Origin of the sequence: Ensifer sp. LBL (genome assembly GCF_050435225.1) — a bacterium.
GTDB lineage: Bacteria > Pseudomonadota > Alphaproteobacteria > Rhizobiales > Rhizobiaceae > Ensifer.
In genome coordinates, this window is record NZ_JBNDJY010000004.1 from 613,101 (window position 1) to 638,353 (window position 25,253).

Consider the following 25,253-nt stretch of genomic DNA (forward strand, 5'->3'; position numbering starts at 1 on the left):
TCCTATCGGCCGGTGCCGCGATCGGGCAAGGCCGAACGTGCGGTGCTGCCTGGTCGGCCGGTGCCGCAAACTACGGCTTGCGGATGATGCTGCCGAGCGGGCGCTTCAACAGGCTTTCGCGAAGCGAGCCTTGGCGCGGGCGCTCGCCGGACGCGGGGTCCGGGCGGCGTTGGTCGGTCGCGGGCGGCTCGTTCAGGAGCTGCTGGCGGATCTGGTTGAAGCGCTCCAGCTCCGGGTTGACGGGAGTAGGCGCGCGCGGAAGCATGTCCGGACGATAGGGCTCGATTTCGACCTGTGGTTCGCTGAGGCCCTGTTGCGGCTTGGTTTCTGCCGTGGCGCCCAGTTCCGCTTCCCAGCGTTGTTCTTCGCTGGCGGTCTGTGCAGCGATGTAGCTTTGCTGGAAGTTCGAAATATCCGGCCCGTTGATGGCGCGCATCCGGCTGACGATCGCGCGCAGGTCGACGGTCGGCGGATGGTCCTCGTCGATGCGGTCGATGATCCCGTGGGCGCGCGGCAGGCGCTCCTCGGCAATGCGGGAGAACCGCATGCGCATCGGCACGGCGACAGCCTCACCGAACGCGATCGCCTCGCCGTTGCCGATCGAGGAAATGAAGCTGGTGGTCGAGGTCGACGAATTCGGAATGGCCGAGCGGATGATGTCCTGGTCGCGGTCGTTGGCAAGCCGCATGGCAAAGACCGTCGAGCACTGCGACAGGATCGTCGGATCGAGCTCGCCGGGGCGCTGGGTGATGATGCCGAGCGAGACGCCGTATTTACGGCCCTCCTTGGCGATGCGGGCGATCGCCTGGCGGGTCGGCAGAAAGCCGAGCGACGGATCGGCCGGAACGTAGCGGTGCGCCTCTTCGCAGACGACGAGCATGTGGATGCCGCCATTGCTCCAGAGTCCGATTTCAAACGCCATGCGGCAAAGCACTGAGGCAACAGAGTTGACGACTTCCGAGGGGATGCCGGCGAGCTGGAAGGTGGCGATCGGCCGCCCGTCGCCGGGAATGCGGAACACCCGGGCGATCGTGTCCTGGATGGTGTCGGTGATCGTGTTCGAGGAGAACATGAAATGATAGCGCGGATCGTTGATCGCCGAGACGATCTTGACCTTGAGCGAGCGCAGATGCGGCTTGTCGTTCCGCCCTTCGAGCCGGCCGATGCGCTCGTCGATCAGCGCGAGCAGGTCGGCGATGCGGTAGGGCACCGGCGTGTCGGCGGTGATCGAGCTCTTTTCGGTCTGTCGGCGCACGATGCCGTCGCTGCCACCGCCACGGAAGGCCTTCTTCGCCTCGGGGATGATGTCGCGCAGCATGTCGAGTTCGTCCGGCGGCGCCGGACGGCCGCGGAAGATCACCTCGGCGAACTCGTCGAGCCGGAAGAACCAGAAGGGCAGGTCGAGCGTATCGGTGTCGATGACGACGGCAAGGTCGGGGAAGGCGGCGGCGAATTCGTTGTGCGGGTCGAGGATCAGCACGCGCAGCTTCGGATCTGCCGATATCGCTTTGTTGAGCAGCAGCGTGACGGCGGTCGACTTGCCGACGCCGGTCGTGCCGACGATCGCGAAATGCTTGGCGAGCATCGAGGGCACGTGGATCGTGGCGTCGAGGCTCTCGTCCTGGGTCAATTTGCCGATGATGCAGCTGTCGTTGCGGCCGGAATCGTAGATGCGCGCAAGGTCGGCAGCGCGGATGCGGTGGGCGATGGCGCCGAGATAGGGGTATTGGCTGATGCCGGCGGAAAACTCTTCGCGACCGTCAGGCCCCCTGTGGACCTCGCCCATCAGCTCGACTTCGATCCGGAAGGTGTTGTTGGCCTCTTCGCCCCACTCGCTGGAGGCTGTCTGCATCGAATAGACCAGCGCCACTACGCGGTTCCTGCCGACGGAAATGGAGATCAGCCGGCCGACGGACCAGAGCTCGGTCAGTGACGTCTCGCCGCTTTCAGCAATGGCGGCAATCGTGGCGCGCGCGCCGTTGCAGGCAACCACCCGTCCGAGGAAACGGTTGCCAGGCTTCAGGCCGTCACGGCGATCCTGCTCTCCGGCACGGATCGAGGAATGAAGTTCATTGTTCAGCAACGCGAGAAACCCCGGCAATACGGCGCTTCATGTTAGCCAATGGGATTTAATAAGTGGTTTCGCAGCGCTTGCCCCGTGAAGAGGCGCGCACTGCTCCAGCGGATCTGAGCGATCCGGCCCGTACTTTCAACGCGCGGCTGCAGGACTTGACGAAAGTCAATGCGGGCTCATGCCGAACGCGGGATAATTACAGTGCTTTCAAGCGACTCGTCTCGCGGACCGGGAAGGCGCTTTGGACTGCGGATGCTCAAGGGGCTAGGGGGAAACGGCCATGAGCGATGCACTGGATCATTTTCGTCGTACACCCATTCTCTGGCTGATCGTCTTCGTGCCCATCGCCATCGCCGGCGAGCATATCTGGCCGGACGCCCATACGCTGCTCTTCCTGCTGTCGGTGGCGGCGATCGTGCCGCTGGCCGCACTTTTGAGCCAGGCGACGGAGGCGGTCGCGTCCCGCACCGGCGACACGGTGGGTGCACTGCTCAACGCGACGCTCGGCAACCTGACGGAGCTTGTCATTGCGCTGATGGCGCTCGCCGCCGGCCAGTATCTGCTGGTCAAGGCCTCGATCGCCGGTGCGATCGTCACCAACACGCTGTTCATGCTCGGCGGTTCGTTTCTTCTCGGCGGACTGAAGTTTCACCTGCAGGAGTTCAACCGGGTGAATGCGCGGTTTCTGTCGAGCCTGCTGTTCATGGCGACGATTGCCGTGCTCGTGCCGTCGTTGATCGGGGCTGCCGACGGCCAGCCGCAGGCAGCCTTCACCCAGCAACTGAGCGCCGGTCTCTCCGTCGTACTCATCATCGTCTATGGGCTCTGGATGCTGTTTTCGCTGAAGACCCACAGCGAGCTTTTCGCCTCGGCTGCATCGGAGCATGGCGGCGATGAACCGCATTGGCCGCTTTCGGTGGGTATCGTCGTCCTGCTGGTGGTGACGGTTCTTGTGGCGCTCGTCAGCGAAGTCTTCGTCAGCTCGGTGCAGGTGGCGGCCGAAGAGCTTGGCATGACGCCGGCCTTTGTCGGCTTCGTCGTCGTCGCGCTCGTGGGCGCTGCCGCCGAGATGGCGACGGCTTTCTCCGCGGCGCGCAAGGATCGGCTCGACCTCAGCGTCGGCATTGCGCTCGGCAGCGCCGTGCAGATTGCGCTCTTCGTGGCGCCGCTGCTGGTGCTCCTGAGTTACGTGCTCGGGCCGCAACCGATGGACCTGCAGTTCTGGCCGGGGGCGATCGTGATGATGCTGGTCTCGACCATGGCCGCGACGCTGCTTTCCAACGGCGGGCGGTCCGCCTGGTACATGGGCGTGCTGGCGCTCACCGTCTATGTGATCTTTGGCATGACGCTGTTCCTGCTGCCGCCGCAGGTCCAGCCCTGAGGCAGGCTGAAATCAGCGCCCGCCGGCCGCGATCAGGCTGCGGGCGCAGTCGAGGAGGGTGGCGCTCACCGGCCTCGGTGCAAAGCCAAGCACGCGCCGGGCCTTGTCGGAGGACAGCGCAAACTTGCGACCGAGCAACGGCGCCAGCGGCTTCAGCTCGGTGCTGAGCGGGGCCAGCAGTCGCACGAGCGCGGTCGGCAGCCGTCTTGTCGGCACCTTGCGGCCATTGGCGCCGAGGCCCGATCGTAGCGTGGCGGCGATATCCTCCATCCACTGGAAGTCGCCGGCAGCGAGGAAGCGTTCGCCTGCAGCCTCCGGCGCGGTCATGGCGGTCACGTGCAGATCGGCGAGATCGCGCACGTCCACCACCCAGAAGCCGAGGCGCGGCAGGAACCGCGGCCGGCCGACGACGAGGTCGCCGATGATCTTCACCGAGCCGAGGTTTTCACTCGAAAGCACCGGGCCGAAGACGGCGCCGGGCAGCACCGTGGCGAATTCCGTTGCCTTGCCGGCCATGAACTTCCAGGCGGCGCGTTCGGCAAGGATCTTGGAGACGCGGTAGTTGTCGAATTGCGGGTCGTCGGGGTCGGCCCAGCGCGTCTCGTCGCTGGTTAGGCCCGAATCCAGCGGCGGCCGGGTGGTGGCTGCTGCCGAAGTCATCACCACACGCCGGATGCCGGCATCGACGGCGGCGGAAAGCACCCGCAGCGTGCCTTCGCGCGCCGGCGTAACATAGGCCGCGCGACCGCTGCCGGAAACGCCGCTGAGCGGCGAGGCGACGTGCAGCACATAGGTGCAGCCCGCCATCGCCTCGGCCCAGCCGTCATCGCTGGTCAGATCGGCTTTCGTGAAGGACAGGCGGTCGGTGGCGTCGCTGACGGCGGCGATGGAGCGCCTGACGGCCTCGGCCTTTGCCATATCGCGCAAGGTCGCGCGAACGTGGTAGCCGCGCTCGAGCAGGGAGACGATGCACCAGCGGGCGACGAAGCCGGTGCCGCCGGTGACGAGAACACATTCATTCATCGGTTTTCATCTTCTTTCGTTGCGTCAGTCGCCGGTCCTGCGCATGGCTGCGAAGGGTTGGCGCCGGCTGATCCGGTAGACGGAGGCGGGCGGGAAGTTTCTGATGGTGCCGCCGACGTGCCGGGCGCGAAGGCCGAGCCGGTCGAGCAGCGGCCGCGGGATCGGGCAGCGCGGACCGTAGGTGAACTGGTAGAGATGGCCCCCCGTCCGCATGTGCAGGAAGATACCGGAGAGGATTGCGATAACCTTGCGGGTGGGCATGGAAAGCAGCGGCAGGCCGCTGACGGCAGCGCCGATGCCGGCCGAAATCTCGGGCCGGCCTTCGGCGAGCCGCGCCGCATCGATCGCAAGTATGGTGGAGGCCGGGAAACGGCCCTTGAGCACGGCGGCGAAGTCCGGGCCGCTTTCGACGAGGACTAGGTCCTGCTCGCGTACGCCGCGCGCGATCAGCGCGCGGGTAAAGACGCCGGTGCCAGGGCCAAGTTCGAGCACCGGGCCATGGCGAGGGTCGATCTCGCGTGTGATCAGCCGGGCAAGCGACCGGGAAGAGGGCGTGACGGAGGCGACACGCAAGGGATCTGACAGCCAGGAGCGGAAGAAATTGAGACTGTCGCTATAGGCGCAAATGCTTGTCACGTGGGGCTCCGTGGATGAAATGAAGGCTCTGCGGCACGGTGCGTTGCGGCAGCATGTCTACATCCGTATACTTCCGATTCATGCGAATGTCTACATGTGTATACTAAGGGGAAGCCATGTCCGCCAAAAAGCCGTCTGCCGAAAAGCCGTCTGCGGAAAAGGACGGGCGCCGCCGCGACGCGGCCGCCACGCGCGCCGCCATTTTGGAATCCGCACGGGCCGCCTTCATCGCGTCAGGCTATGAGGGCGCCGGCGTGCGCGAAATCGCCGAAGGGGCCGGGGTGACGGCGATGCTGATCAACCGCTATTTCGGGTCGAAGGAGGGGCTCTTTGCCGAAGTGCTTTCGACCGCCAACAGGCGGCCGATCATCGCGACGCCAGAGACGCTTTCGGCACCGGATCGGGCGGCGCGCATCAGCAAGGCGCTGCTCAAGGTGACGGAACCGGAGGCGACCGCGCTCGACGGCTTCTTGATCATGCTGCGCTCGATCTCCAACGAGCGGGCGGTGGAGATCGCGCGTGCGGTGGTGGAAAGCCATCACCAGAAGAACGTGACCGAAGCCCTTTCAGGCCCCGACGCGGCCGAGCGTGCGGCGCTGTTGATGTCGCTGGTCGCCGGCGTCCAGATCATGCGCCAGGTGGTGGGACTCGACGCGCTGAGCAAGGATCGCGACGCCGCACTCGAGCGCGTGCTTGGCGATCTGGTCGCGCGCCTTGTCGACGAATAGGGGACGCCTCCGCGCTCCCCAAGGGGATCGCAGGCGTGCGCGGAGGCAGCCGTTGGGCGGTTCTATTTCGGGGCGTTCATATCGAACACGACCCAGCGAAAGAACAGGTAGATCGCGCCGAAACTGAGGAGGAGGGGAGTGAGAAAGGAAAGGTCAAGCATCTCATTGCCTTTGTTTTTAAGCTGCATCATGCAGCCAAGCTAATTTGCCACGGCAAGTGTTAATGCCGGGTGCATGCGCACGCGGCCGACCTCTAATATTGCTCTGGTATTCGGCGCTTGACCTCAACCATGCTTGAGCTCCTACAAACCTCTCCATCGGCGTTCACCCGAGCGCCGTCCCCGGCCTGAATCCGGCCCGGGGAGCCAACAATGCGCGACAGGGAGGACGCATGACCGAGCAACTGCTTTTCCGAAACCTGATGAGGATTACGCCCGGCCATCTCGAACCGTTCTGCGAGGCTGTGCGCAGCGCGATCGCCTTCGTCGAAGCGCATGCGCCGCAGCTGATGGTGCAGACCTTCATCGACGAGAAAGGAATGCAGGCGGTGAGCATCCAGCTCTACCGCAATTCCGAGGACGTGCTTCGCCATTGGGAGATGTCGGATGCACACATCAACGACGTCTCCGCCCATTGCACGGTGGAGCGGTTCGAGGTCTATGGCAATCCGAGCGAAGAGGTGGTCGCGGGACTGGCGCCGTTCATTAGGGATGGCCGCGGCTCCATCATGCCGCCGCTTGTCGGGTTCTCGCGGTTCTAGCGACAGGGGCCACGACGCGCCGGAGAGCCGGCGCGTCGTGCGCAGATCAGCCTGACGGCGCCGTTGCGGCTCGCTGCCGCGAGGCCCGCCACAGAACCAGTAGCGCGACCGCAAGCAGCAGCGCCTCTGCGGTCGGCGTCGCGAACCAGATGCCGGGTTCGCCGAAGCTCGCCGCGTAGAGTGCGACCAGCGGCATAGTGAAGAGGTAGGGCTTGGCAAGCCCCAGGATCGCCGCCCGGCCGGCATCGCCGATCGCCTGGAAGTAGCTGCCAAGCATGATCAGCGGCCCGGAGAAGACATACATCGCGACCATCACCGGCATGATCCGCGCGACGTCGGCGATGACAGCACCGTTGTCGACGAAGGTCGCGCCGATCGGCCGGGCAAAGCCGACGAGCAGCACTTCTATGGCGAGGCAGTAGGCCAGCGCCACAAGGAGCCCGAGCCGCAGCATCCTTTCTGCTCGGTCCGCAAGGCCTGCGCCGACATTGTTGCCGACGATCGCCTGCATCGCCTGGCTCAGACCCAAGAGCGGCAGCAGCGCGAAGGTCATGGTGCGGGTTATGATGCCGTAGGCGGCGACCGTGGTGTCGTAGTTATCGGCCGCCGTCTTCTGCAACGCTGCCATGATCGTCACCGACACCAGCGCCATGCCGATGAAGCCGAGGCTCTGCGGGCTGCCCAGCGCAACCATCCGGCTCCATCCCGTCAGTGGATTGTGCCGGAGGAGGGCGGAGAGCCGCAGCTCCGTGCGTCCGGACAGCCGGAAGAGGGCAATCAGCGCAAGCCCCAGGACCTGCGCCAGTACCGTGGCGGTGGCGGAGCCTGTTACGCCCATGTCCATGAGCGCGATCAGCACATAGTTGAGGACGAGGTTCGCGATCGAGACCAGCAGGCTGAGGCCGGCCATCAGCCCGGCACGCCCCTCGCAGCGAAGTGCATCCGATTGCACCGCCAGCAGGAACTGCACGGGCGCGCAGAAGATCAGGATGGCGATATAGCTTTCGGCCATGCCGGCGAGCGGACCCGGGCCATTGGTGAGCGTCAGCACCAGGCGGTCGCCAAAGACTACGAACAGCGCGATCAGTGCAACAGCGATCGTCAGCGCCAGCATGTGGGCGCCGGCGAAGACTCCGCGGGCTTCAGCAAAGCGGCTGGCGCCGAGATGGCGGGCAAGCAGGCTCGCCATGCCGCTGACGACGAGCGTGGCCAGCGCCACGATGAGAATGAAGATCGGAAATACCGTGGTCACGGCGCCGACGGCTTCGGCGCCGACATAGATCCCGAGCATGATGGCATCGACCACCGTCAACAGTCCGTTCATGCTCATGACGAAGATGATCGGCAGCGCCGTCTTCAAGAAGATCGTACCGAGCGGCGCGGTCAAATAGGCATTCGGCTTGGAGGTGTCCTTGGACATCCCGCGCTCCTGTTCTCGCATTTCGATTGGGAAGAGGAGGGGCTCGCATTGCCTGCCACACGAAATGCGTTCGGGGCGAGAGGATATCGTCAGAAGTCAGATTTCACCGAGACCGGAAGCCTGCGAGCGGCGGGGATCTGAAGCCCGGAAAGGGAGGTAGCGCCAAGCCGCACCGCCGTCAAGTCGGCACCTGATGGTCTTCGCCCGTCCGCAGACGTGCCGCTTTCTCGGGCCGGCCACGCGGTCAGACGCGTCGGTGCGCGCAACATTGTTCCGCGGCAAAGCCAGATCGCGTAACTAAAAGCCGTTGACGCCTTAGGCATTTGTGGTTATCAACTCGGCCCATGAAAAATTTTGCGGTTATTCTTGTGGTGGGACGGCGCATGGGCAGGATGGTGTAACCATCCGGCGGTAGCCACCCATGCGCTGAACGAGGCTCCTGACGGGGCCTTTTTTTATGCCTTCAAACAAGCTAAGCACCCAACTGGGAAAAGGGACGGAAGCAAGTCAATGAGCGGTACAGAAAACCAGATGACAGGCGCGGAGATCGTTCTCCAGGCCCTGAAGGACAACGGCGTCGAGCATATCTTCGGCTATCCCGGTGGCGCCGTGCTTCCGATCTACGACGAAATCCACCAGCAGGACGATATCCAGCACATCCTCGTTCGCCACGAGCAGGGCGCCGGCCACATGGCCGAAGGTTATGCCCGCTCGACCGGCAAGGTCGGCGTCATGCTGGTCACGTCAGGTCCGGGCGCGACGAACGCGGTCACCCCGCTGCAGGACGCGCTGATGGATTCGATCCCGCTCGTCTGCATCTCCGGCCAGGTTCCGACGTCGCTGATCGGTTCGGACGCCTTCCAGGAATGCGACACCATCGGCATCACCCGCCCGTGCACCAAGCACAACTGGCTGGTTCGCGACGTCAACGATCTCGCCCGCATCATCCATGAGGCGTTCCGCGTCGCCCAGTCCGGCCGTCCGGGTCCTGTTGTCGTCGATATCCCGAAGGACGTTCAGTTTGCGACCGGCACCTACACGCCGCCATCGGCCGTTCCGACCCAGAAGAGCTACCAGCCGAAGAAGCAGGGCGATCTGAAGAAGATCGAGGAAGCGGTCGAACTGATGCGCAATGCGCGCCAGCCGATCATCTATTCCGGCGGCGGCGTCATCAATTCGGGACCGGAAGCCTCGCACCTGCTGCGCGAACTGGTCGAGCTGACCGGCTTCCCGATCACCTCGACGCTGATGGGCCTCGGCGCCTATCCGGCCTCCGGCAAGGCCTGGCTCGGCATGCTCGGCATGCACGGCACCTACGAGGCCAACATGGCGATGCATGACTGCGACGTCATGATCTGCATTGGCGCGCGCTTCGACGACCGCATCACCGGCCGCCTCAACGCCTTCTCGCCGAACTCCAAGAAGATCCACATCGACATCGACCCGTCGTCGATCAACAAGAACGTCCGCGTCGACGTCCCGATCCTCGGCGATGTCGGCACCGTTCTCGAAGACATGGTTCGCCTGTGGCGTGCCGCTTCCAAGTCGACCGACAAGGCACGTCTCTCGGACTGGTGGGAGATGATCACCAAGTGGCGCGCCCGCAACTCGCTCGCCTATGCGCCGAACGACGACGTCATCATGCCGCAATATGCGATCCAGCGGCTCTATGAGCTGAGCAAGGACCGCGACACCTACATCACCACCGAAGTCGGCCAGCATCAGATGTGGGCAGCCCAGTTCTTCGGCTTCGAGCAGCCGAACCGCTGGATGACCTCGGGCGGCCTCGGCACGATGGGTTACGGTTTCCCGGCGGCGATCGGCGTGCAGGTCGCGCATCCGAACAGCCTCGTCGTCGACATCGCCGGCGATGCCTCGATCCAGATGTGCATCCAGGAAATGTCCTGCGCGGTGCAGTACGGCCTGCCGGTCAAGATCTTCATCCTCAACAACCAGTACATGGGCATGGTGCGCCAGTGGCAGCAGCTGCTGCACGGCAACCGCCTGTCGCACTCCTACACGGAAGCCATGCCTGACTTCGTCAAGCTGGCGGAAGCCTATGGTGGCGTCGGCATCCGTTGCGACAAGCCGAGCGAACTCGACGCTGCGATCCGCAAGATGATCGACACGCCGGCGCCGGTCATCTTCGACTGCCGCGTCGCCAATCTCGCCAACTGCTTCCCGATGATCCCCTCGGGCAAGGCCCATAACGAGATGCTGTTGCCCGACGAAGCCACGGACGAAGCGGTCGCCAACGCGATCGACGCCAAGGGCCGTCAGCTGGTCTGAGACAGGTAGAGGAACCACGCACATGAACGCACACCTTCAACCGACCGGCTCCGCCTACTTCATCGCCAAGGAGACCGAAGTCGCCGAAACCCACACGCTTTCGGTCCTCGTCGACAACGAGCCGGGCGTCCTTGCCCGCGTCATCGGCCTGTTCTCCGGCCGCGGCTACAACATTGAGAGCCTCACGGTTTCGGAAACGGAACACGAGGCGCACCTGTCGCGCATCACCATTGTGACGCGCGGTACGCCGCACGTGCTCGACCAGATCAAGAACCAGCTGGAACGGCTGGTTCCGGTCCACCGCGTCGTCGACCTGACCGTGCGCGCCGCCAGCCTAGGCCACGACCGGCCGATCGAGCGCGAACTGGCGCTCGTCAAGGTGCACGGATCTGGCGATCATCGGGTCGAGGCGCTGCGTCTCGCCGACGCCTTCCGCGCCTCCGTCATCGACGCCAACATCGATCACTTCGTCTTCGAGATCACCGGCAAGCCGTCGAAGATCGAACAGTTCATCGCCATCATGAAGCCGCTCGGCCTCATCGAAGTCTGCCGCACCGGCATCGCTGCGATGAACCGCGGCCCGCAGGGCATGTGATTTTGCCGAGGTGAGGGGCTCGCGTGCATTCTTGCGCGCGAGATTTTCCGAGCGGGATTGGCCCTCGCGCTTTGTGCGGAGACTGCCCCTCACCCCAGCCCTCTCCCCGCAGGCGGGGAGAGGGGGCGCTCGCACCGGGCGAGCCTTCTTTTCCTCCTTCATGACGACCGTCCATCAGAGGCACGCCTCTGCCGAAGATGCTAAGCGCTCGCCGTTCAAGGGGACCGGGCGCCCGCTGCGCGTTTCCTTCTCCCCGCTTGCGGAGAGAAGGTGGCCGGCAAGCCGGATGAGAGGCCGCCGCAGTTGCAGCCGAAACCTCTCGGCAGGCCGGATGATCGGTGCACGCGCTTGCGAGCGAAACCGCCAGACGTCACGCGCGTGGTTGACTTCGCACTGCATTTCTCGCCGAGTAATCCCGAAGACAATTTCTCACGATCGCAGGTGCCCGATGCATTCTACCAAGATGAAGGCTTTGGTCCTGACGAGATATCGTGGTTCCGATGCCGCGGAGTTGCGCGACGTGCGGCGCCCACGCGCAGCGAGCGGCGAGGTGCTTGTCCGAGTGCATGCCGCCGGCCTCAATCCCGTCGATTACAAGACACGGGACGGGATGCTGAAGGTCGTCCAGCGCTACTCCTTGCCTGTGGTCATGGGCAACGAACTCTCAGGTGTCGTCGAGGAACTGGGAGAGGGCGTCACGTCGTTTGCGCCGGGCGACCGGGTCTTTGCGCGCATGCCCAAGGGCGCCATGGGCGCTCTCGCCGAATATGCCGTCGTACCCGAACGGTTTCTGGCGAAGATGCCCGCATCGATCGATTTCAACACGGCCGCCGGCGTGCCCCTTGCCGGCCTCACGGCCCTGCAGGCGCTGCGCGACGAACTTCACGTGGGGCGAGGCAGCCGGATTTTCATCTCTGGTGGCGCCGGCGGCGTCGGCACCTTCGCCATTCAGCTGGCGAAATGGCTGGGCGCGGAGGTCACGACCACCGCATCGCCGCGCGGCCGTGCGCTGGTCGAGGACCTCGGCGCCGACGTGGTGATCGACTACACGAAGGAGCGCTTCGAAGAGCGCCTGCGCGACATGGACGGCGCTTTCGACCTGCTCGGCGGCGAGACGCTTCTAAAATCCTTCGGCGTCGTCAAGCGCGGCGGCAAGGTGGTGTCCATCGCCGGCATGCCCGAGCCGGAAACCGCACGAAAGGATCTCGGCCGCGGCCTGTTCCTGAGGGTGCTGTTCTGGCTGGCGTCCTACAAGATCCGCGCCGTCGCCCGAAAGCACGGCGTTGCCTACCGCTACCTCTTCATGCATCCGAGCGGACCCGAGCTGACCGAGCTCGCCGGCCTCATCGACGCCGGGACGGTCAGGCCGGTGATCGACCGCGTGTTTACCCTGAACGATGTCGCCGTAGCCTTCGCCTATCTGGAATCCGGCCGCGCCAAGGGCAAGGTGGTGGTGGAGATTGTGGGCGGATAACGATCATCGCTTTTCCGCGCTACTCGTAGATACTTGCCGCCTGGAGGACTTTGGCAAAGGTCCTCCAGCTTGGATTGACAGCATCCTTGTCACCGGAGTTGGCGATGTACCCGTCGATGTCGCGGACCCAGGCCTCCATCGCTTCGAGAAAGCTCTCAAGAGTTACGTTTTCCCATTCTTCGGGAGATTGCTGCAGGTGATCCCGCAGTTTTTCCACGAAACACGCGAAAACGTCCTTGGTGGTGATTTTGTCGATGTCATCGAGGGTCAAGATCTTTCCCTTCGTGCGTCGCGCCGTCCGCGTTTGATGCGCAAGCGTTTCGCCAGGCTGAGCTCTTGCTTTCAGTCTTTCTTCGCCTTGGCCTCGCTCTCCCGCTTGAGCGGACGGCTGACGGGGCAGACCTCCTGGGCAAAACCATTCAGCGTGTTGACCAGATTGTTTGTCACCAGCGTGTAGTGAACGAACTGGCCGCGCTTCTCCTTGGCAATCAGGCCGGCATTTTCCAGCACACTCAGATGCTGTGAGATAGAAGGCTTCCTCATGTTGAAGCGTTCGGCGATTTCGCCAGCCGTCAGGCTCGATGCTGAAAGATAGGCCAGGATCTTGCGTCGATGCAGCGACGACAGCGCGTTGAAGACACGCTGGACCGATCCGCCTGCGTCGCCTTCGAGCGCGTTCTGGGCCCTGTCGTCTTCCACGGTCGCCTCCTCCACAGTGCTGGCATTTGCCGCTAGATAATTAGTTTATTGCCTAATTATCATTTGGCGCGTACATGTATATTTAGCTTATTTCCTAATTACCTTCTGCGCCGGTAGTTTTCAACCGGAGCCTTCAGTGTTGCCTGGCATCGGATGACGATGTCGCTACGGGGGTGTCATGGATGTCCAATCGACAGGGCGAATGATCGCGCAAACCGGCAGCGATCCGGTGAACGGTAAGGCTGTCTGGGCTGCGAGCAAGTCGCTGTGGATCAGCGGCATGACGGTCGTGGCGCTCGTCGGCGCACCAGTGACGTTTTCCTTGGAGGCACTTGCGGTCTTCGTCGCTCTCACGGCCCTGACGATCTGCGTCGGCCATTCGGTCGGCATGCACCGGCTTCTGATCCATCGTTCGTTCGAGGCGCCTCTCTGGCTCGAGCACATCCTCGTCTATCTCGGGGTGCTCGTCGGCATGGCCGGGCCGTTCGGCATGATCTACGCCCATGACATCCGCGACTGGGCGCAGCGCCAGCCGGCCTGCCACGATCTCTTCGCCCATCGCCGGCCGTTCTTTCAGGACGCCTTCTGGCAGATGCACTGCGTGCTGGCGCTCGATCATCCGCCGCGCTTCGTCATCGAAGATCGCGTCGCGCAGGATCGGTTCTATCGCTTCCTTGAGGCGACCTGGATGCTGCAGCAGGCGCCGCTGGCGCTGTTACTGTTCGTCTTTGGCGGCATTTCCTGGGTGGTCTGGGGCGTGGCGGTGCGTGTCTCGGTGTCGCTGACCGGGCATTGGCTGGTCGGTCATTTCGCCCATCGCGATGGCGAGCAGGGCTGGCGCGTCGATGGCGTCGCGGTGCAGGGCTACAACCTGCCGCGTTTCGGCCTGGTGACCTTCGGCGAAAGCTATCACGGCAACCACCATGCCTTTCCCGAATCCGCCCGGCTCGGCATCGAGCCCGGACAGGTTGATCTCGGCTGGTGGTTCATCCGCCTGCTTGCACGCCTTGGCCTGGCCTCGACGATCAAGCTGCCGTCCAATACGCAACGCCGCGCCGGCCTCGTGCGCGTCGCGCCGGAGACCGTTCACGGCGCCAGAACGGACAGTGCCCCTAACCCTCTCCCCGCAGGCGGGGAGAGGGTACGAGGTTGCCGCTGAGATATGCGCCAGCCTTCCAGGCATGGGGCGGCCGTCAACGGTGTTCGATGGAACGTGCGAGTGCAGCGAATCTCCTTCTCCCCGCCGGCCGGTAGGCCGGATAGGCTTCCTTGTGGGCGGGCGGCCTTGTCCGCGGGCAGAGCCCTCAGATCATCTCCAGAGACCGCTTGCGCTTCGGTGGCGGGAAGGCGTTGTCGAGAGCCGCGAGGTCTTCGGCGGTCAGGTGGATGTCCATCGCGTCGCGGTTTTCGCGGACGCGGTCGGCCGAGCCGGTCTTGGGGATCGAGATCACGCCGGGGCGGGTCTTGAGGAAGGCAAGGGCGATCTGGGATGGCGTCGCCTGATGCGCCTTGGCGATGTGAATGAGATCGGGGTGGCGCAACAGCCGTCCCTCGTCGAGCGGCGAATAGGCCATGATGGCGATGCTTTTGCTCTGGCACCAGGGCAAAAGGTCGAACTCGATGCCGCGGCGGGAGAGGTTGTAGAGCACCTGGTTGACGGCAACGTTCTTTCCATCCGGTACGCCGAGCAGTTCCTCCATGTCGTCGACGTCGAAGTTCGAGACGCCCCAGGCGCCGATCTTGCCTGACCTCTTCAGCGCCTCGAAGGCGGCAACCGTTTCCGCCAGCGGATAGCCGCCGCGCCAGTGCAGGAGGTAGAGATCGATGTGGTCGACACCGAGATGTTTCAGGCTGCGTTCGCAGGCCGCCTCGGTGCCGATGCGGCTGGCATTGGACGGCAGCACCTTGCTGACGATGAAGGCTTCGTCGCGACGCCCGCGCACCGCTTCGCCGACCACGCGCTCGGACGCACCGTTGCCGTACATTTCCGCCGTGTCGATCAGCGTCAGGCCGAGATCAAGGCCGAGTTGCAGGCTCTTCACCTCATCGGCCTTGCGCGCGGCGCTGTCGCCCATGCGCCAGGTGCCCTGGCCGAGAACCGGGATCGCGCGGCCGTCGGGAAGTGTCGTCGTCGGGATCGGATCGTGCATGCTGTTCTCCTCGCGGCCGAATTTGCCCGCACCCTTGACGATGCGCCAAGGTCATGTAGCACTTTGACGTGCACCAAGTTTCTATACCTAAAAACGGAAACGCTTTCAGGAAACAGGCGGGTAGCGGGCAATCTAGCGCATCTTGCCGGTCTTTCGAGCCTTCATCCGGAAAGCCGCCCGCGCTCCTTCTCCATGCGCTGCAGGATCTCGACGAAGGCGCGTACGCGCGCCGGGCGGAAATGGGAGGGCGGATAGACGACATGGATGCCGCCCGAGGGCAGCGACCAGTCGGAAAGCAAGCGCACCAGCCGGCCCTCGGCGATGTCAGTTCGCACCTGATAGTCCGGCAGCACGGCAAGGCCGATGCCGGCAACAGCGCAACAATGGGCGGAATCGGTGCTGTCGGCGGTGACCAGCGCTTTGCCTACGATCGCCGTCGCGGCGCCCGCTGCATCCGTGAAGGTCCATTCGAGCGGTGCCTTCAACGCGCCATTGGCGACCCAGTCGGCCTCCATCAATTGATCGGGATGCGCGATGGTGCCGAGCTTGGCGGCATAGACGGGTGCCGCGACAAGGTGCTGCTGAAAGGTGCCGATGCGTTTTGCCCGTTCACTGGAATCGACCAGCCAGCCGGCGCGGATGGCGAGGTCGAGGCGCTTCTCGATCATGTCGAGAACGGTGTCGCCGAAGCTCAGCTCCACCCGCATGTCGGGATAGGCCGCGAGATAGGCGGCGACGGCGTTGGTCACGACCTTGGCGCCATAGTCGAGCGGCGCCGTCAGCGTCAGCGTGCCGCTCGGGATTTCAGTTTCGGCCGAGACCGCGCCGACGGCCTCGCCGGCATCGCGCAGGATCAGCGCGCAGCGCTCGTAGAAGCGCTGGCCGGTGGCGGTCGGGCTCAGCCGGCGGGTGGTGCGCACGAGCAGGGTGGTGCCCAGCTCCTTTTCGAGCTGGGCGACCTGATGGCTGACGGCGGCCTTGGCAAGGCCCAGCCGTTCCGCAGCCGCGGTAAACGAGCCGCATTCGACCACGGCGACGAAATGCGACAGGCGATTTAAGTTTACAGTCATTCGATATTCTTCGCGATTGTCTGAAATTGTCAGACAGTCTGTTCGGACGGCCGGGCTTTTTCAAGAGTGCCCGTGCCGTCATCCTGCCGGGCAAGACAAAAAGCCCAAGGAGACCCCATGCAGATCCAGTTGACCCGGCGGACCGCACTCAAGACGGCGGCGGCGGCCGGCGCCGCCATCATCATCCAGCCGATCGGTGGTCGCCTTGCCAATGCGGCCGCGGCGCTCGAATGGCGCTATTTCCAGGCGGATGATGCCGGCTTCAACCGCACACCGGTGCTGCTGACCGGCAAGAGCGACGCGATCCTCATTGATGGCGGCTTTACGTTTTCCGACGGCCGGGCGGTGGCCGAGGCGATCAAGGCAACGGGCAAGCGGCTGACGACCATCTATGTCAGCTGCAACGACCCGGATTTCTATTTCAGCCTCAAGCCGATCGTCGAAGCCTTTCCGGACGCGAAGGTCATCGCCGCTTCGGCGACCGTCGAGGCGATCAAGGCCAATGTTCAGGGCAAGCTCGAGACCTGGGGCCCGCAACTGAAGGACAACGGTCCGCAGGCGCTCGCCGATGTGGTGATGCCGACGGCCGACGATCGCACCGTGCTGACGCTCGAAGGCAGCACGATCGAGATCGTCACGATCGAGGGGATGAAGGACCGACGCTACCTTTTCGTACCGGACCTGAACGCCATCTTCGGCGGCGTGCTCGTCTATTCCGGTTCGCATGTCTGGGTGGCCGACGAGGCGACCGTCGAGGGCAAACAGAAATGGATCGAGGCGCTCGACGCCATGGCAGCGCGCAAGCCCGCGGTCGTCGTGCCGGCGCACAAGAGCGCGGGCGGGCCGGAGGGCGTCGAGGCCATCCGCTTCACCCGCGATTATCTCGCAGCCTTCAACGAAGCGGCCGCCGCCGCCAAGGACAGCGGCGAGCTGATTGCGGCGATGACCAAGCGTTATCCGGATCTGCCCGGCATCTCCACGCTCGAACTCGGCGCCAAGGTCGCCAAGGGCGAGATGAAGTGGGGCTGAAACGGGCGCTCGGCCCGGCCGGACAGCCTGGCCGCCCGCTGCAGCAACGTCCCTTGATTGAAGCCGCTCATATCCGCGTCCGCCTGACGTGGATATGAGCGCCGGTCGTTGGAGCTGAGGGGCCTGGGCCAATTGGGGGCGCAACCGGATGATCGGCGATATCCGGCGGTCGCGCAGTGCGCCGGACAGGCGAGCCGCAACAACAGCCGTCGCCCGATGCATCGGGCACCACCAGCAATTGTCACCATGACAAGTTCGCGGCTGGCACCGGTGATTAGGTCAGTTATGCTGACCCAATTGTACCGGGAGGGAACCCATGCAGGCCGATACGCTGCTGGCGCTGTTTTTGTTCGCATTCACCACCTCGATCACGCCGGGCCCGAACAACATGATGCTGTTCGCGTCGGGCGTGAACTTCGGTTTCGTGCGCACCATTCCGCACATGCTGGGCATCGGCGCCGGCTTCTTCCTGCTGCTGATCGCCGTCGGTTTCGGCCTCGGCGCGCTGCTTCATTCCGTGCCGGCCGTCTATACCGCGCTGAAATTTGCCGGCGGTGCCTATCTCGTCTGGATCGCCTGGAAGATCGGCACCTCGCGTTCGCTGTCCGAAGGCAAGGCCAGCGCACAGCCGATGACCTTCATCGGGGCCGCCGCCTTCCAATGGGTCAACCCCAAGGCCTGGGTCATGGCGGTGTCGGCGATGGCCACCTATACCAGCAGCGACAGCTACCTCTTCAGCGTGCTCGTCGTCGGCCTCGTCTTTGCGCTGGTCAACGTGCCGAGCGTTTCCACCTGGGCAGGCTTCGGCTCGGCGCTGCGCCAATGGCTCTCGGAACCGTCGCGGCTGAAATGGTTCAACATCACCATGGCGGTACTGCTCGTCATCAGCCTCTGGCCGATGCTAAAATAGGGTGAACTGCGGCTTCGCCAGCATCAGCCAGAAGATGCCGATGACGGCGAAGAAGGCGGGGAAGCCGCAGGCAAACCAGACGGCATAGAGCCGGTCGAACTCCGGTGGTAGCGGCGCACCGTTGGCCGTTGCAAGCCGGGCGAGATCGCGCAGCCGCAACTGGATCCAAACGACCGGCAGCCAGAAGAGGCCGGTGACGACATAGAGGATCAGCGACAGTGCGATCCATCCTTCCGTCAGCGACCAGCCGATACTCGTCGCCAGCAGGTAACCGGTGATTGGCTGGAGCAGCACCGCTGTCGCGGTGAAGACCGTGTCGGCGACGACCACCGTTCCGGCGACGTGCGCGATCAGCCGGGCATCGCGCGTGCGTCTGGCCATCAGCATGAAGAAGGCGATACCAGCGCCGGTGCCGAAGAGCACCGCGGCACCGATCACATGGGCAAGGCGCAGCAGATCTTCGAGCGGCATCAGCGTTCATCCAGTATGGCCAGCGTCGCCAGCGTGAGAAGCAGCGACGGCAGCACCTTGACGAGCGGCCCGAGCGGATCCGCCCAGAGTTCGGGTTCGACGAGGGTAGCAGAGGCGAGATAGGCGACCGACAGTGCGAGCATGCCGAAGAGCGCGCGCCTTGCCCACGGGCGCACCAGCACGGCGACGCCGAGTGCAATGTCGGCAAAGCAGGTGGCAAGCGTCAGTGCCGTTGCCGGGCCATGGTCAACAAACCGCAGGAAATGTTGCCGGGCCGCGTCGAGGTCGAACAGCGGGATCGCGCCCGAGAGCAGCCAGAAGAGCGACAACCCGACGATCACCAGCGGCTTCAACAGATAGAGGCGGGCAAACCAGAGGTCCTGTACGCCGGATGGCGCAGCCGAAAGGCTTTGGCGCGCGGAAAGGAACGGGACCGCAGCGCGGGCGCCATCCTGGGCCGAAACACCGCCGGCCATGACCGACAGAGCGGTCGAGCGCAGGGGTGAGCGCCAGCCGAGCCGCCCGGCGAGGTCTGCAAGGAGGCCGACAGGCGCGGCAAGTGCCGGCGGCAGCCTGACGGTCCTTGCCACCGGAAGGCCTAGCCATTGCCGGTGCAGCGCCACGAGTTCGGCGAGCGTCGGCGGTTCCTTGTGGCCGAGCACGACGTCGCTTCCATCGGGGAGCAACCCGGCGACGGCGGCGCTGACGGCCTCGGCCACGTCGCTCAGGGCCACGGTCTCGACGCGGGCATCCGCATGGACGAGCGGCGTGACGAAGGGCAGGGCTGCGAGTGCGCGCAGAAGCGCTGAGCCGCCATGGGCGTTGCGGCCGAGAACCAGCGCCGGCCGCAGGATGACATGCGCCACGCCGCTTGCCGCCAGCGCCTCGTCGGCGCGGAACTTGGTGGCGAGGAAGGCGCTGTCGCTGCCGGCACCGCCACGCGGTGCGGAAATCTGGACGATGCGGATGGGAGACGCCTCGGCTGCCGCATAGAGCGCCAGCATCGCGGTCTCCTGCGTCGCGGCCACTTCATCGGCAAGGCCATCCTGCAGCGCGCCCGCGCTATTGACGATGACGTCATGGCTCTCGATGAGCGGCTTCCAGTCGCTGGCGTCGCGCATGCGCGCAAGATCGGCCGCAAGCCATCGGGCCTCCGGCCGCTTCAACCGGGAGCGGGCGACATGGCGGCCAAGCCCGGTCACCGCGTGTCCGTCGCTTGCCAGTCGATCGAGGAGGGCCGAGCCGATGAAGCCGGTAGCGCCGAGAATCAGAACCTTCATGCCGTTATCTTACAGGGCAGCCGGTTAAGAGGGCGGGCAAAGATCGATTGCCTTTGCTGGTGTATTGCCATGCGGGCCTGCGCTTCTTCGGTCACCGCGCGTAAAGCGCGCGCTGTGGCAAAGCCAAGTCTGGTGGCCGCGAGGAGCCCTTCAAAGGATCTGAAGAACGATGAACCAGATGGTCGCCAGGAGAAACGGCGGGATCGTTACGGCAAACCTCAATGCCCATTTCTGAAGCCACCATGGCCTGTTGAAGGGCTTATGTCCCAGAAACGGCTGGATGAGTCGCTGCCGAATGTAGGCGGGTGTTGCCGTTTCGCCAGGGGGCAATCCGATGGCTTCATCGATGCCGGCGCGAATGCGGTTGCGTTCCGGCTCACTGAGTTCAAGCCGCGTGAGTTCTCGATCAAGCAGGATCGGTAGAGGGACCCCCTCAGCGATCACGGCAAGGGCGGGGTAGGGATGCCCGGCAAAAGCCTCCGGCGGCAAAGCGCTGCGGTCGCCCTGCGGTCTGATGTAAAGCGGCGCCTGTTTCGGCGCCATCCGGGTGTAAGCGGTGTTGGTCGCGTGAGGCGCAAATGGGCTGCCTGGAATGTAGCGCAGAACACGCTTGCCGCTGACATCGACGATGACGGGTTTCAGCAGGTACCTCCGGCCGGCGGCGCGGCGGGCAAGCAGGATGGGTACCGCCTTCATCAGCATCGCGACACAGAACGACAGGAGGCTCACGCCGAGAATGAGCCGCAACGCCGATGTGCGAAGGCTGCTGCGATAGTCATGGGCAAGGCTGACATATTCCGGGCGGTCGGCCGCGATGGTGATGCTGCCCTGCCGGCAAGGCCCTGGTTCGCCAACGGAGCGACCCGCCAGCATTTGCTGATGGGGCCGCCCGTTATGGACAAAGCGAACTTCCATAGCGCACTGCAGACGTTCCTGCGGGCCGCTCTCCTCGGGAGCACAGTCGATCGCGCAGATCTCGGCACCGCTGATGAAAGTGGGGTTCCGGTTGATGAAATAGTCGCGCCTGATCTCGTCGATCGGCAACATTAACAGCCCGATGGCAATCGGCAGCGGCAGGATTGCTGACAGCAGGAAGAGGAAACCGAGGGAGAAGCCAGGGGCAACAATGCGGACTGCGCGGTTCGGGAATGCACGCTCGATTGATGTCATCATTCCTTGTCAGCCGCCCTCATGTCGCCCTTAAACCTTTCGCGCCTGCCGGCATCGGGCGATCCGAATCGCCATGCTGCAACGGAGCATAGCCCAGCTCCGGCGTGCGAGAGAGATGGCACAGATGATACATTCGGAACTGCATGGCAAATGATCGCCGGCAGCGGTAGCCGGCTTACTCGGTGGCCTGGTACGAACCGCATCGGGCCAGACTTGTTATGGTGACAATTGCGGGTACCCGCGGGCGTTGAAATCGATTTCGAATCCGGGGTTTATGCGCTACGACTTTATGAGGAGGCAGCGCCATCTTTGTGCCTGTGATGGCACGGCGTTGCGAGGAGCCAGGCAATGTCCGAACACCATCACGATCACCACGATCACGACCACCACCACGACAACCATTTCACCGACATGGAAGCGCGGGTGAAGGCGCTGGAGATGGTGTTGACGGAGAAGGGGTTGATCGACCCGGCGGCGATCGATGCGATCGTCGAGACCTATGAGACGAAGATCGGCCCGCGCAACGGCGCGCGCGTGGTGGCAAAGGCCTGGGTGGATCCCGAGTTCGCCGAATGGCTGAAGCGGGATGCGACCGAGGCGATCGCCAGCCTCAGTTACACCGGCAGGCAGGGCGAGCATATGCGCGCCGTGTTCAACACGCCCGACACCCACAACCTCGTCGTCTGCACGCTCTGTTCCTGTTACCCCTGGTCGGTGCTCGGTCTGCCGCCGGTCTGGTACAAGGCGCCGCCCTATCGCTCGCGCGCCGTCATCGATCCGCGTGGGGTGCTCCAGGAATTCGGCCTGAGCCTGCCTGAGACGACGCGCATCCGTGTCTGGGATTCGACGGCGGAGCTCAGATATCTGGTGATCCCCGAACGCCCGGCAGGGACGGAGGGGTACAGCGAGGAGGAGCTTGCTGCCCTCGTTACCCGCGACGCGATGATCGGCACGGGTCTGGCACTTTCGGTGGAGGCGCTTCGATGAACGGTCCGCACGATCTCGGCGGCGCCCACGGCCTCGGCCCGGTGGCGCCGGAAAAGGACGAGCCCTATTTCCACGGCGAATGGGAAAAGCGGGCGCTCGGCGTCACGCTCTCCTGCGGCGCCTTCGGCGCGTGGACGATCGACGAAAGCCGGCATGCGCGCGAAAGCCTGCCGCCGGCGACCTATCTGTCGGCGAGCTATTACGAGATCTGGACCCGCGCGCTGGAGACGCTGTTGAAGCGCCACGGCTTCGTGACCCAGGCTGAGCTCGATGGCGGGCATAGGCTGGAGCAGGGGACGGCGCCGAAGCGGGTGCTGAAGGCCGACATGGTGGCGGGCGTGCTGGCCAAGGGTGGCCCCTGCGATCGGCCTGTCGATGCCGCGCCATGCTTCGCTGTCGGTGACCGGGTGCGCACGAAAAACTTCAATCCGGAGACCCATACGCGCCTGCCGCGCTATGCTCGCGCCAAGCTCGGCCGGGTCGAGGCGGTGCAGGGCTCCTTCGTCTTTCCTGACGACAACGCCCATGGCCGCGGCGAAAATCCGCAATGGGTCTATACGGTCGTTTTCGACGGGCCGGAGATCTGGGGCGAGAGCGCCGATCCGACGCTGACGGTGTCCATCGACGCTTGGGAGAGCTACCTTGAGCACGTGTAAGGTGACATCGCCGCTCGTCGCCTCGGCCGAACTGCCGAAGTCGCCGGAGGGCGATCCGGTCTTTGCCGAGCCCTGGCAGGCCAACGCCTTCGCCATGACCGTGCGCCTGCACGAAAAGGGCGTGTTCTCCTGGCCGGAATGGGCAGAAGCGCTTTCGGCCGAACTCTACAAACCCGGCCGCAAGGCCGATGCCAGCGACTATTACGACTGCTGGGTGGCAGCCCTCTCGCGCCTCGTCACCGAGCTTTCGCTCGCTTCCGGCCGCGAACTGGACGACCTGACCCTGAGCTGGCAGCGCGCGGCGGAGGCAACGCCGCACGGCAAGCCGATCGTGATCGAGAACGATCCGCTCAGGTAGGTGCGGCCGCTTCGCAAGGTCGGTGCGGCTTTGCCCCTCATCCTAGCCTTCTCCCCGCAGGCGGGGAGAAGGGACGTGCCCTTTGTCGCCCCGGCACTTGGCGTCATCGTCGAAAGGTGAGCCTGAGTCGAAAGGTGAGCCTGACGGAGCACCTGGGTGACGAGCGGGCGCCACACGTTTCACTTTGCCATCTGCGGCTAGAGGGAGCCGGTGGCGGCGGTTCTACCCGTCGCGAAGGCTGGGACTGATTTTGGCGCGGCGAGGATTGGCGCTGACGGGCGCGCCCAGCGGTTCTCTCCCCGCCTGCGGGGAGAGATGTCCGGCAGGACAGTGAGGGGCACGCGCTCACGGGGCGGAGGGAGCATCCCGCTACCGCGCCTGCGGATTCCACGGGTTCCTCGTTTCAAGCGTAATAGGCGGCCTGATCCAGATCGGAGAGCAGATCAGGACCGATGGGTCGCCACCCGAGAACGGCGCGGGTATGGGCGCTGGAGGCGGCCATGGTGCCGCCGGCAATGCCGGCGAACCAGCCGAAATGGGCGCGCGGACGGGCTTCGACCGGCAGGCCGAGATTGCGGCCGACGACCTCGGCGATCTGCCGGAACGGGATCCTTTCGTCCGCCACGGCGTGGTAGACGCTTTCGGTCGTGCCGCTTTCGAGCGCAAGCCGATAGACGCGCGCGGCATCGTCCCGGTAGACGCCCGACCAGCAATTGGCGCCGTCATCGAGATAGGCCGAGACGCCGGTCTGGCGCGCCAGGCGCACGAGGATGGGGATGAAGCCGTAGTCACCCATGCCGTGAACCGAAGGTGCGAGCCGGACCGTTGCCGCCCGGACGCCGCGCTCGGCAAGGGCATGGGCGGCAGCTTCGGATTTGCGCGGCACGGCGGCATTGGGGCGATCGGTTTCCGTCGCGCCGGGCGGCAGACCGGCAAGACCCGAGGTCACCAAAAGCGGCCGAGCCGATCCGGCGAGAACCTCGCCCAGAAGCGCGATGGCGCGCTGATCTTCCGCCGCACTTTCCAGGAAACTGGAAAAATCCTGGTCGAGCGGGCCATGGACGAAGTCGTGCCTGAAGGCCGTGTGAATGACCGCATCGGCTTGCCCTGCGGCCCGCTGCAGGATCGCCGCGGACTCAAGGCCGCCTTCGACGACTAAAGCCCCGGTTGCGGCGAGGGTTGCGGCCTTTTCCCTGCAGCGTGCCAGGCCGGACACCGTGTGCCCCGCCGCGATCAGGTCCTTGACCACGGCCGACCCGACCCAGCCGGTCGCGCCTGTTACGAATACATGCATTGCTGTTCTCCTTGATTGGGTGGACCACGCGGGTCCGTGAAGCGATGGCGCCGATCAGATGAGGCGCATCGTCACTTCGATGTCCTCGGCAAACGGCGTCGACAGGTAGGTGCCGGAGGCCGAGCGGATGTAGTCGAGATATTCGGGGCAACTGTCGGCATCGTCGGCGATGATCAGGGCGCCTGGGCGCAGGCGAGGCTCGATCAGCCTGAAGACGTCGAGGTAGATCGGTTTTGCCCCGTCGAGCAGCACAAGGTCGATCGCATCGGGAAGATCGGCGAAAGTCGAAAGCGCGTCGCCTTGCCGGATCTCGACGAGATCGTCGAGACCGGCTGCCGCGAGGTTCTGTCCGGCCCGCGCCACCTTCGCCGGTTCGAATTCGCTGGTGATCAGCTCGCCGCCGCCATTGTCGCGCAGCGCCGCTGCCAGAAAGAGCGTCGAGATGCCGAAGGACGTTCCGAACTCGACGATCCTGTGGGCGCGGCTTGCGCGGGCGAGCATGTAGAGGAGGTTGCCGGTCTGACGCGAAACCGGAAGCCACAGATCCTTCAAGAGCCCGTAGAGCTGCAGATACTCGGTCTTGCTGTGCAGCAATCGCTCGCGTTCGCCTGCGGGCAGTTGCGCGACTGCGGGGCTGGTCGCGGCATCGGCCTCGTCGAACAGGCGGTCGAGAAGGCCCTTGAGAGGCTGGCTGGTGAGCGTGGTCATCGGATGTTCCTTCGTTTTCGATGGGCTTGCGTTCACGAGGAAAAATACGAATAATTCGTCGCATTCGCTAATCGCATTGCGGACGATGCCA

General features: G+C 64.5%; 25 protein-coding genes. 12 read left to right on the forward strand and 13 right to left on the reverse strand.

Annotated elements, in window-relative coordinates; genetic code table 11:
• Positions 1-70: 70 nt before the first annotated feature.
• Positions 71-2,083: an ATP-binding protein gene (locus OKW20_RS18800; RefSeq protein ID WP_429174107.1), complete on the reverse strand. Its 2,013-nt coding sequence runs from the start codon at positions 2,081-2,083 to the stop codon at positions 71-73.
• Positions 2,084-2,354: 271 nt separating this feature from the next.
• Here OKW20_RS18800 and cax point away from each other — a divergent pair, with 271 nt between their 5' ends.
• The gene (gene cax, locus OKW20_RS18805; protein ID WP_429174108.1) at positions 2,355-3,455 is read left to right on the forward strand and encodes a calcium/proton exchanger; all 1,101 of its coding nucleotides are present in this window, start codon (positions 2,355-2,357) and stop codon (positions 3,453-3,455) included.
• 12 nt (positions 3,456-3,467) lie between these two features.
• Here the strand turns inward: cax and OKW20_RS18810 are convergent, their stop codons facing one another.
• The gene (locus OKW20_RS18810; protein WP_429174110.1) at positions 3,468-4,478 is read right to left on the reverse strand and encodes an NAD-dependent epimerase/dehydratase family protein; all 1,011 of its coding nucleotides are present in this window, start codon (positions 4,476-4,478) and stop codon (positions 3,468-3,470) included.
• A 24-nt stretch (positions 4,479-4,502) separates the two neighbouring features.
• Positions 4,503-5,114 carry a class I SAM-dependent methyltransferase gene (locus tag OKW20_RS18815; RefSeq protein ID WP_429174112.1) on the reverse strand — a complete coding sequence of 204 codons (612 nt, stop codon included), beginning with the start codon at positions 5,112-5,114 and terminating at the stop codon, positions 4,503-4,505.
• Positions 5,115-5,230: 116 nt separating this feature from the next.
• Here OKW20_RS18815 and OKW20_RS18820 point away from each other — a divergent pair, with 116 nt between their 5' ends.
• A complete protein-coding gene (locus tag OKW20_RS18820) occupies positions 5,231-5,842 on the forward strand; it encodes a TetR/AcrR family transcriptional regulator (RefSeq protein ID WP_429174114.1) in 612 nt (203 codons plus the stop codon).
• A 391-nt stretch (positions 5,843-6,233) separates the two neighbouring features.
• Entirely contained in the window at positions 6,234-6,602 is a 369-nt protein-coding gene (locus tag OKW20_RS18825) for a hypothetical protein (RefSeq protein WP_429174116.1), read from the forward strand.
• 46 nt (positions 6,603-6,648) lie between these two features.
• On the opposite strand, the gene OKW20_RS18830 is transcribed toward OKW20_RS18825, so the two are convergent.
• Positions 6,649-8,022 (reverse strand): MATE family efflux transporter, encoded by a 1,374-nt coding sequence (locus OKW20_RS18830; RefSeq protein WP_429174118.1) that lies wholly within the window; start codon positions 8,020-8,022, stop codon positions 6,649-6,651.
• Between the two features lie 510 nt (positions 8,023-8,532).
• Between OKW20_RS18830 and OKW20_RS18835 the strand changes: the two genes are divergently transcribed.
• The 3 genes from OKW20_RS18835 (at position 8,533) to OKW20_RS18845 (ending at position 12,380) form a co-directional block, all read left to right on the forward strand.
• On the forward strand, positions 8,533-10,311 hold the full coding sequence (locus tag OKW20_RS18835; RefSeq protein WP_034792684.1) for an acetolactate synthase 3 large subunit: 1,779 nt from the start codon (positions 8,533-8,535) through the stop codon (positions 10,309-10,311).
• Positions 10,312-10,333: 22 nt separating this feature from the next.
• The gene (ilvN, locus tag OKW20_RS18840) at positions 10,334-10,906 is read left to right on the forward strand and encodes an acetolactate synthase small subunit (RefSeq protein WP_034792687.1); all 573 of its coding nucleotides are present in this window, start codon (positions 10,334-10,336) and stop codon (positions 10,904-10,906) included.
• Positions 10,907-11,354: 448 nt separating this feature from the next.
• Positions 11,355-12,380: an NADP-dependent oxidoreductase gene (locus OKW20_RS18845; RefSeq protein WP_429174120.1), complete on the forward strand. Its 1,026-nt coding sequence runs from the start codon at positions 11,355-11,357 to the stop codon at positions 12,378-12,380.
• A gap of 19 nt (positions 12,381-12,399) precedes the next feature.
• On the opposite strand, the gene OKW20_RS18850 is transcribed toward OKW20_RS18845, so the two are convergent.
• Complete coding sequence (locus tag OKW20_RS18850; protein ID WP_429113349.1) at positions 12,400-12,651, reverse strand: DUF7660 family protein; 252 nt, start codon at positions 12,649-12,651, stop codon at positions 12,400-12,402.
• Between the two features lie 71 nt (positions 12,652-12,722).
• Complete coding sequence (locus tag OKW20_RS18855; RefSeq protein WP_429113351.1) at positions 12,723-13,079, reverse strand: metalloregulator ArsR/SmtB family transcription factor; 357 nt, start codon at positions 13,077-13,079, stop codon at positions 12,723-12,725.
• A 202-nt stretch (positions 13,080-13,281) separates the two neighbouring features.
• Between OKW20_RS18855 and OKW20_RS18860 the strand changes: the two genes are divergently transcribed.
• Complete coding sequence (locus OKW20_RS18860; protein ID WP_429174121.1) at positions 13,282-14,238, forward strand: acyl-CoA desaturase; 957 nt, start codon at positions 13,282-13,284, stop codon at positions 14,236-14,238.
• Between the two features lie 145 nt (positions 14,239-14,383).
• On the opposite strand, the gene OKW20_RS18865 is transcribed toward OKW20_RS18860, so the two are convergent.
• The gene (locus OKW20_RS18865; protein WP_429174123.1) at positions 14,384-15,229 is read right to left on the reverse strand and encodes an aldo/keto reductase; all 846 of its coding nucleotides are present in this window, start codon (positions 15,227-15,229) and stop codon (positions 14,384-14,386) included.
• A 161-nt stretch (positions 15,230-15,390) separates the two neighbouring features.
• Positions 15,391-16,299 carry a LysR family transcriptional regulator gene (locus OKW20_RS18870; protein ID WP_429174125.1) on the reverse strand — a complete coding sequence of 303 codons (909 nt, stop codon included), beginning with the start codon at positions 16,297-16,299 and terminating at the stop codon, positions 15,391-15,393.
• 117 nt (positions 16,300-16,416) lie between these two features.
• Between OKW20_RS18870 and OKW20_RS18875 the strand changes: the two genes are divergently transcribed.
• Positions 16,417-17,328 carry an MBL fold metallo-hydrolase gene (locus tag OKW20_RS18875; RefSeq protein ID WP_429174127.1) on the forward strand — a complete coding sequence of 304 codons (912 nt, stop codon included), beginning with the start codon at positions 16,417-16,419 and terminating at the stop codon, positions 17,326-17,328.
• A 316-nt stretch (positions 17,329-17,644) separates the two neighbouring features.
• On the forward strand, positions 17,645-18,238 hold the full coding sequence (locus tag OKW20_RS18880) for a LysE family translocator (RefSeq protein WP_429174129.1): 594 nt from the start codon (positions 17,645-17,647) through the stop codon (positions 18,236-18,238).
• Here OKW20_RS18880 and OKW20_RS18885 read toward each other — a convergent pair.
• From OKW20_RS18885 to OKW20_RS18895, 3 genes are all read right to left on the reverse strand, one after another.
• Positions 18,230-18,709: a DUF2269 family protein gene (locus OKW20_RS18885; protein WP_429174131.1), complete on the reverse strand. Its 480-nt coding sequence runs from the start codon at positions 18,707-18,709 to the stop codon at positions 18,230-18,232. The two genes, OKW20_RS18880 and OKW20_RS18885, sit on opposite strands and share 9 nt — an antisense overlap.
• Entirely contained in the window at positions 18,709-19,989 is a 1,281-nt protein-coding gene (locus OKW20_RS18890; RefSeq protein WP_429174133.1) for an SDR family oxidoreductase, read from the reverse strand. The genes OKW20_RS18885 and OKW20_RS18890 overlap by 1 nt, the downstream gene beginning before the upstream one ends.
• A 150-nt stretch (positions 19,990-20,139) precedes the next feature.
• Positions 20,140-21,162 (reverse strand): hypothetical protein, encoded by a 1,023-nt coding sequence (locus tag OKW20_RS18895; protein ID WP_429174135.1) that lies wholly within the window; start codon positions 21,160-21,162, stop codon positions 20,140-20,142.
• 345 nt (positions 21,163-21,507) lie between these two features.
• Between OKW20_RS18895 and nthA the strand changes: the two genes are divergently transcribed.
• Genes nthA through OKW20_RS18910 form a run of 3 tightly spaced genes read left to right on the forward strand, consistent with a single transcriptional unit; the run spans position 21,508 to position 23,160 of the window.
• Entirely contained in the window at positions 21,508-22,146 is a 639-nt protein-coding gene (gene nthA, locus OKW20_RS18900) for a nitrile hydratase subunit alpha (protein ID WP_429174136.1), read from the forward strand.
• Positions 22,143-22,802, forward strand: a complete 660-nt coding sequence (gene nthB, locus OKW20_RS18905; RefSeq protein WP_429174138.1) for a nitrile hydratase subunit beta — start codon at positions 22,143-22,145, stop codon at positions 22,800-22,802. Before nthA ends, nthB begins: the two co-directional genes overlap by 4 nt.
• Positions 22,789-23,160, forward strand: coding sequence for a nitrile hydratase accessory protein (locus OKW20_RS18910; protein WP_429174140.1), 372 nt, complete (start codon positions 22,789-22,791; stop codon positions 23,158-23,160). The genes nthB and OKW20_RS18910 overlap by 14 nt, the downstream gene beginning before the upstream one ends.
• A 403-nt stretch (positions 23,161-23,563) precedes the next feature.
• Here OKW20_RS18910 and OKW20_RS18915 read toward each other — a convergent pair whose 3' ends face one another.
• Positions 23,564-24,454, reverse strand: a complete 891-nt coding sequence (locus tag OKW20_RS18915; protein WP_429174142.1) for an SDR family oxidoreductase — start codon at positions 24,452-24,454, stop codon at positions 23,564-23,566.
• A 54-nt stretch (positions 24,455-24,508) separates the two neighbouring features.
• Positions 24,509-25,162, reverse strand: a complete 654-nt coding sequence (locus tag OKW20_RS18920) for an O-methyltransferase (RefSeq protein WP_429174144.1) — start codon at positions 25,160-25,162, stop codon at positions 24,509-24,511.
• Positions 25,163-25,253: the final 91 nt, after the last annotated feature.

Coding starts and splice junctions, on each gene's coding strand:
- cax (WP_429174108.1), top strand. CDS start 2,355: ATGAGCGATGCACTGGATCATTTTCGTCGTACACCCATTCTCTGGCTG.
- OKW20_RS18810 (WP_429174110.1), bottom strand. CDS start 4,478: ATGAATGAATGTGTTCTCGTCACCGGCGGCACCGGCTTCGTCGCCCGC.
- OKW20_RS18820 (WP_429174114.1), top strand. CDS start 5,231: ATGTCCGCCAAAAAGCCGTCTGCCGAAAAGCCGTCTGCGGAAAAGGAC.
- OKW20_RS18825 (WP_429174116.1), top strand. CDS start 6,234: ATGACCGAGCAACTGCTTTTCCGAAACCTGATGAGGATTACGCCCGGC.
- OKW20_RS18830 (WP_429174118.1), bottom strand. CDS start 8,022: ATGTCCAAGGACACCTCCAAGCCGAATGCCTATTTGACCGCGCCGCTC.
- OKW20_RS18835 (WP_034792684.1), top strand. CDS start 8,533: ATGAGCGGTACAGAAAACCAGATGACAGGCGCGGAGATCGTTCTCCAG.
- ilvN (WP_034792687.1), top strand. CDS start 10,334: ATGAACGCACACCTTCAACCGACCGGCTCCGCCTACTTCATCGCCAAG.
- OKW20_RS18845 (WP_429174120.1), top strand. CDS start 11,355: ATGCATTCTACCAAGATGAAGGCTTTGGTCCTGACGAGATATCGTGGT.
- OKW20_RS18860 (WP_429174121.1), top strand. CDS start 13,282: ATGATCGCGCAAACCGGCAGCGATCCGGTGAACGGTAAGGCTGTCTGG.
- OKW20_RS18865 (WP_429174123.1), bottom strand. CDS start 15,229: ATGCACGATCCGATCCCGACGACGACACTTCCCGACGGCCGCGCGATC.
- OKW20_RS18870 (WP_429174125.1), bottom strand. CDS start 16,299: ATGACTGTAAACTTAAATCGCCTGTCGCATTTCGTCGCCGTGGTCGAA.
- OKW20_RS18875 (WP_429174127.1), top strand. CDS start 16,417: ATGCAGATCCAGTTGACCCGGCGGACCGCACTCAAGACGGCGGCGGCG.
- OKW20_RS18880 (WP_429174129.1), top strand. CDS start 17,645: ATGCAGGCCGATACGCTGCTGGCGCTGTTTTTGTTCGCATTCACCACC.
- OKW20_RS18885 (WP_429174131.1), bottom strand. CDS start 18,709: ATGCCGCTCGAAGATCTGCTGCGCCTTGCCCATGTGATCGGTGCCGCG.
- OKW20_RS18890 (WP_429174133.1), bottom strand. CDS start 19,989: ATGAAGGTTCTGATTCTCGGCGCTACCGGCTTCATCGGCTCGGCCCTC.
- OKW20_RS18895 (WP_429174135.1), bottom strand. CDS start 21,162: ATGATGACATCAATCGAGCGTGCATTCCCGAACCGCGCAGTCCGCATT.
- nthA (WP_429174136.1), top strand. CDS start 21,508: ATGTCCGAACACCATCACGATCACCACGATCACGACCACCACCACGAC.
- nthB (WP_429174138.1), top strand. CDS start 22,143: ATGAACGGTCCGCACGATCTCGGCGGCGCCCACGGCCTCGGCCCGGTG.
- OKW20_RS18915 (WP_429174142.1), bottom strand. CDS start 24,454: ATGCATGTATTCGTAACAGGCGCGACCGGCTGGGTCGGGTCGGCCGTG.
- OKW20_RS18920 (WP_429174144.1), bottom strand. CDS start 25,162: ATGACCACGCTCACCAGCCAGCCTCTCAAGGGCCTTCTCGACCGCCTG.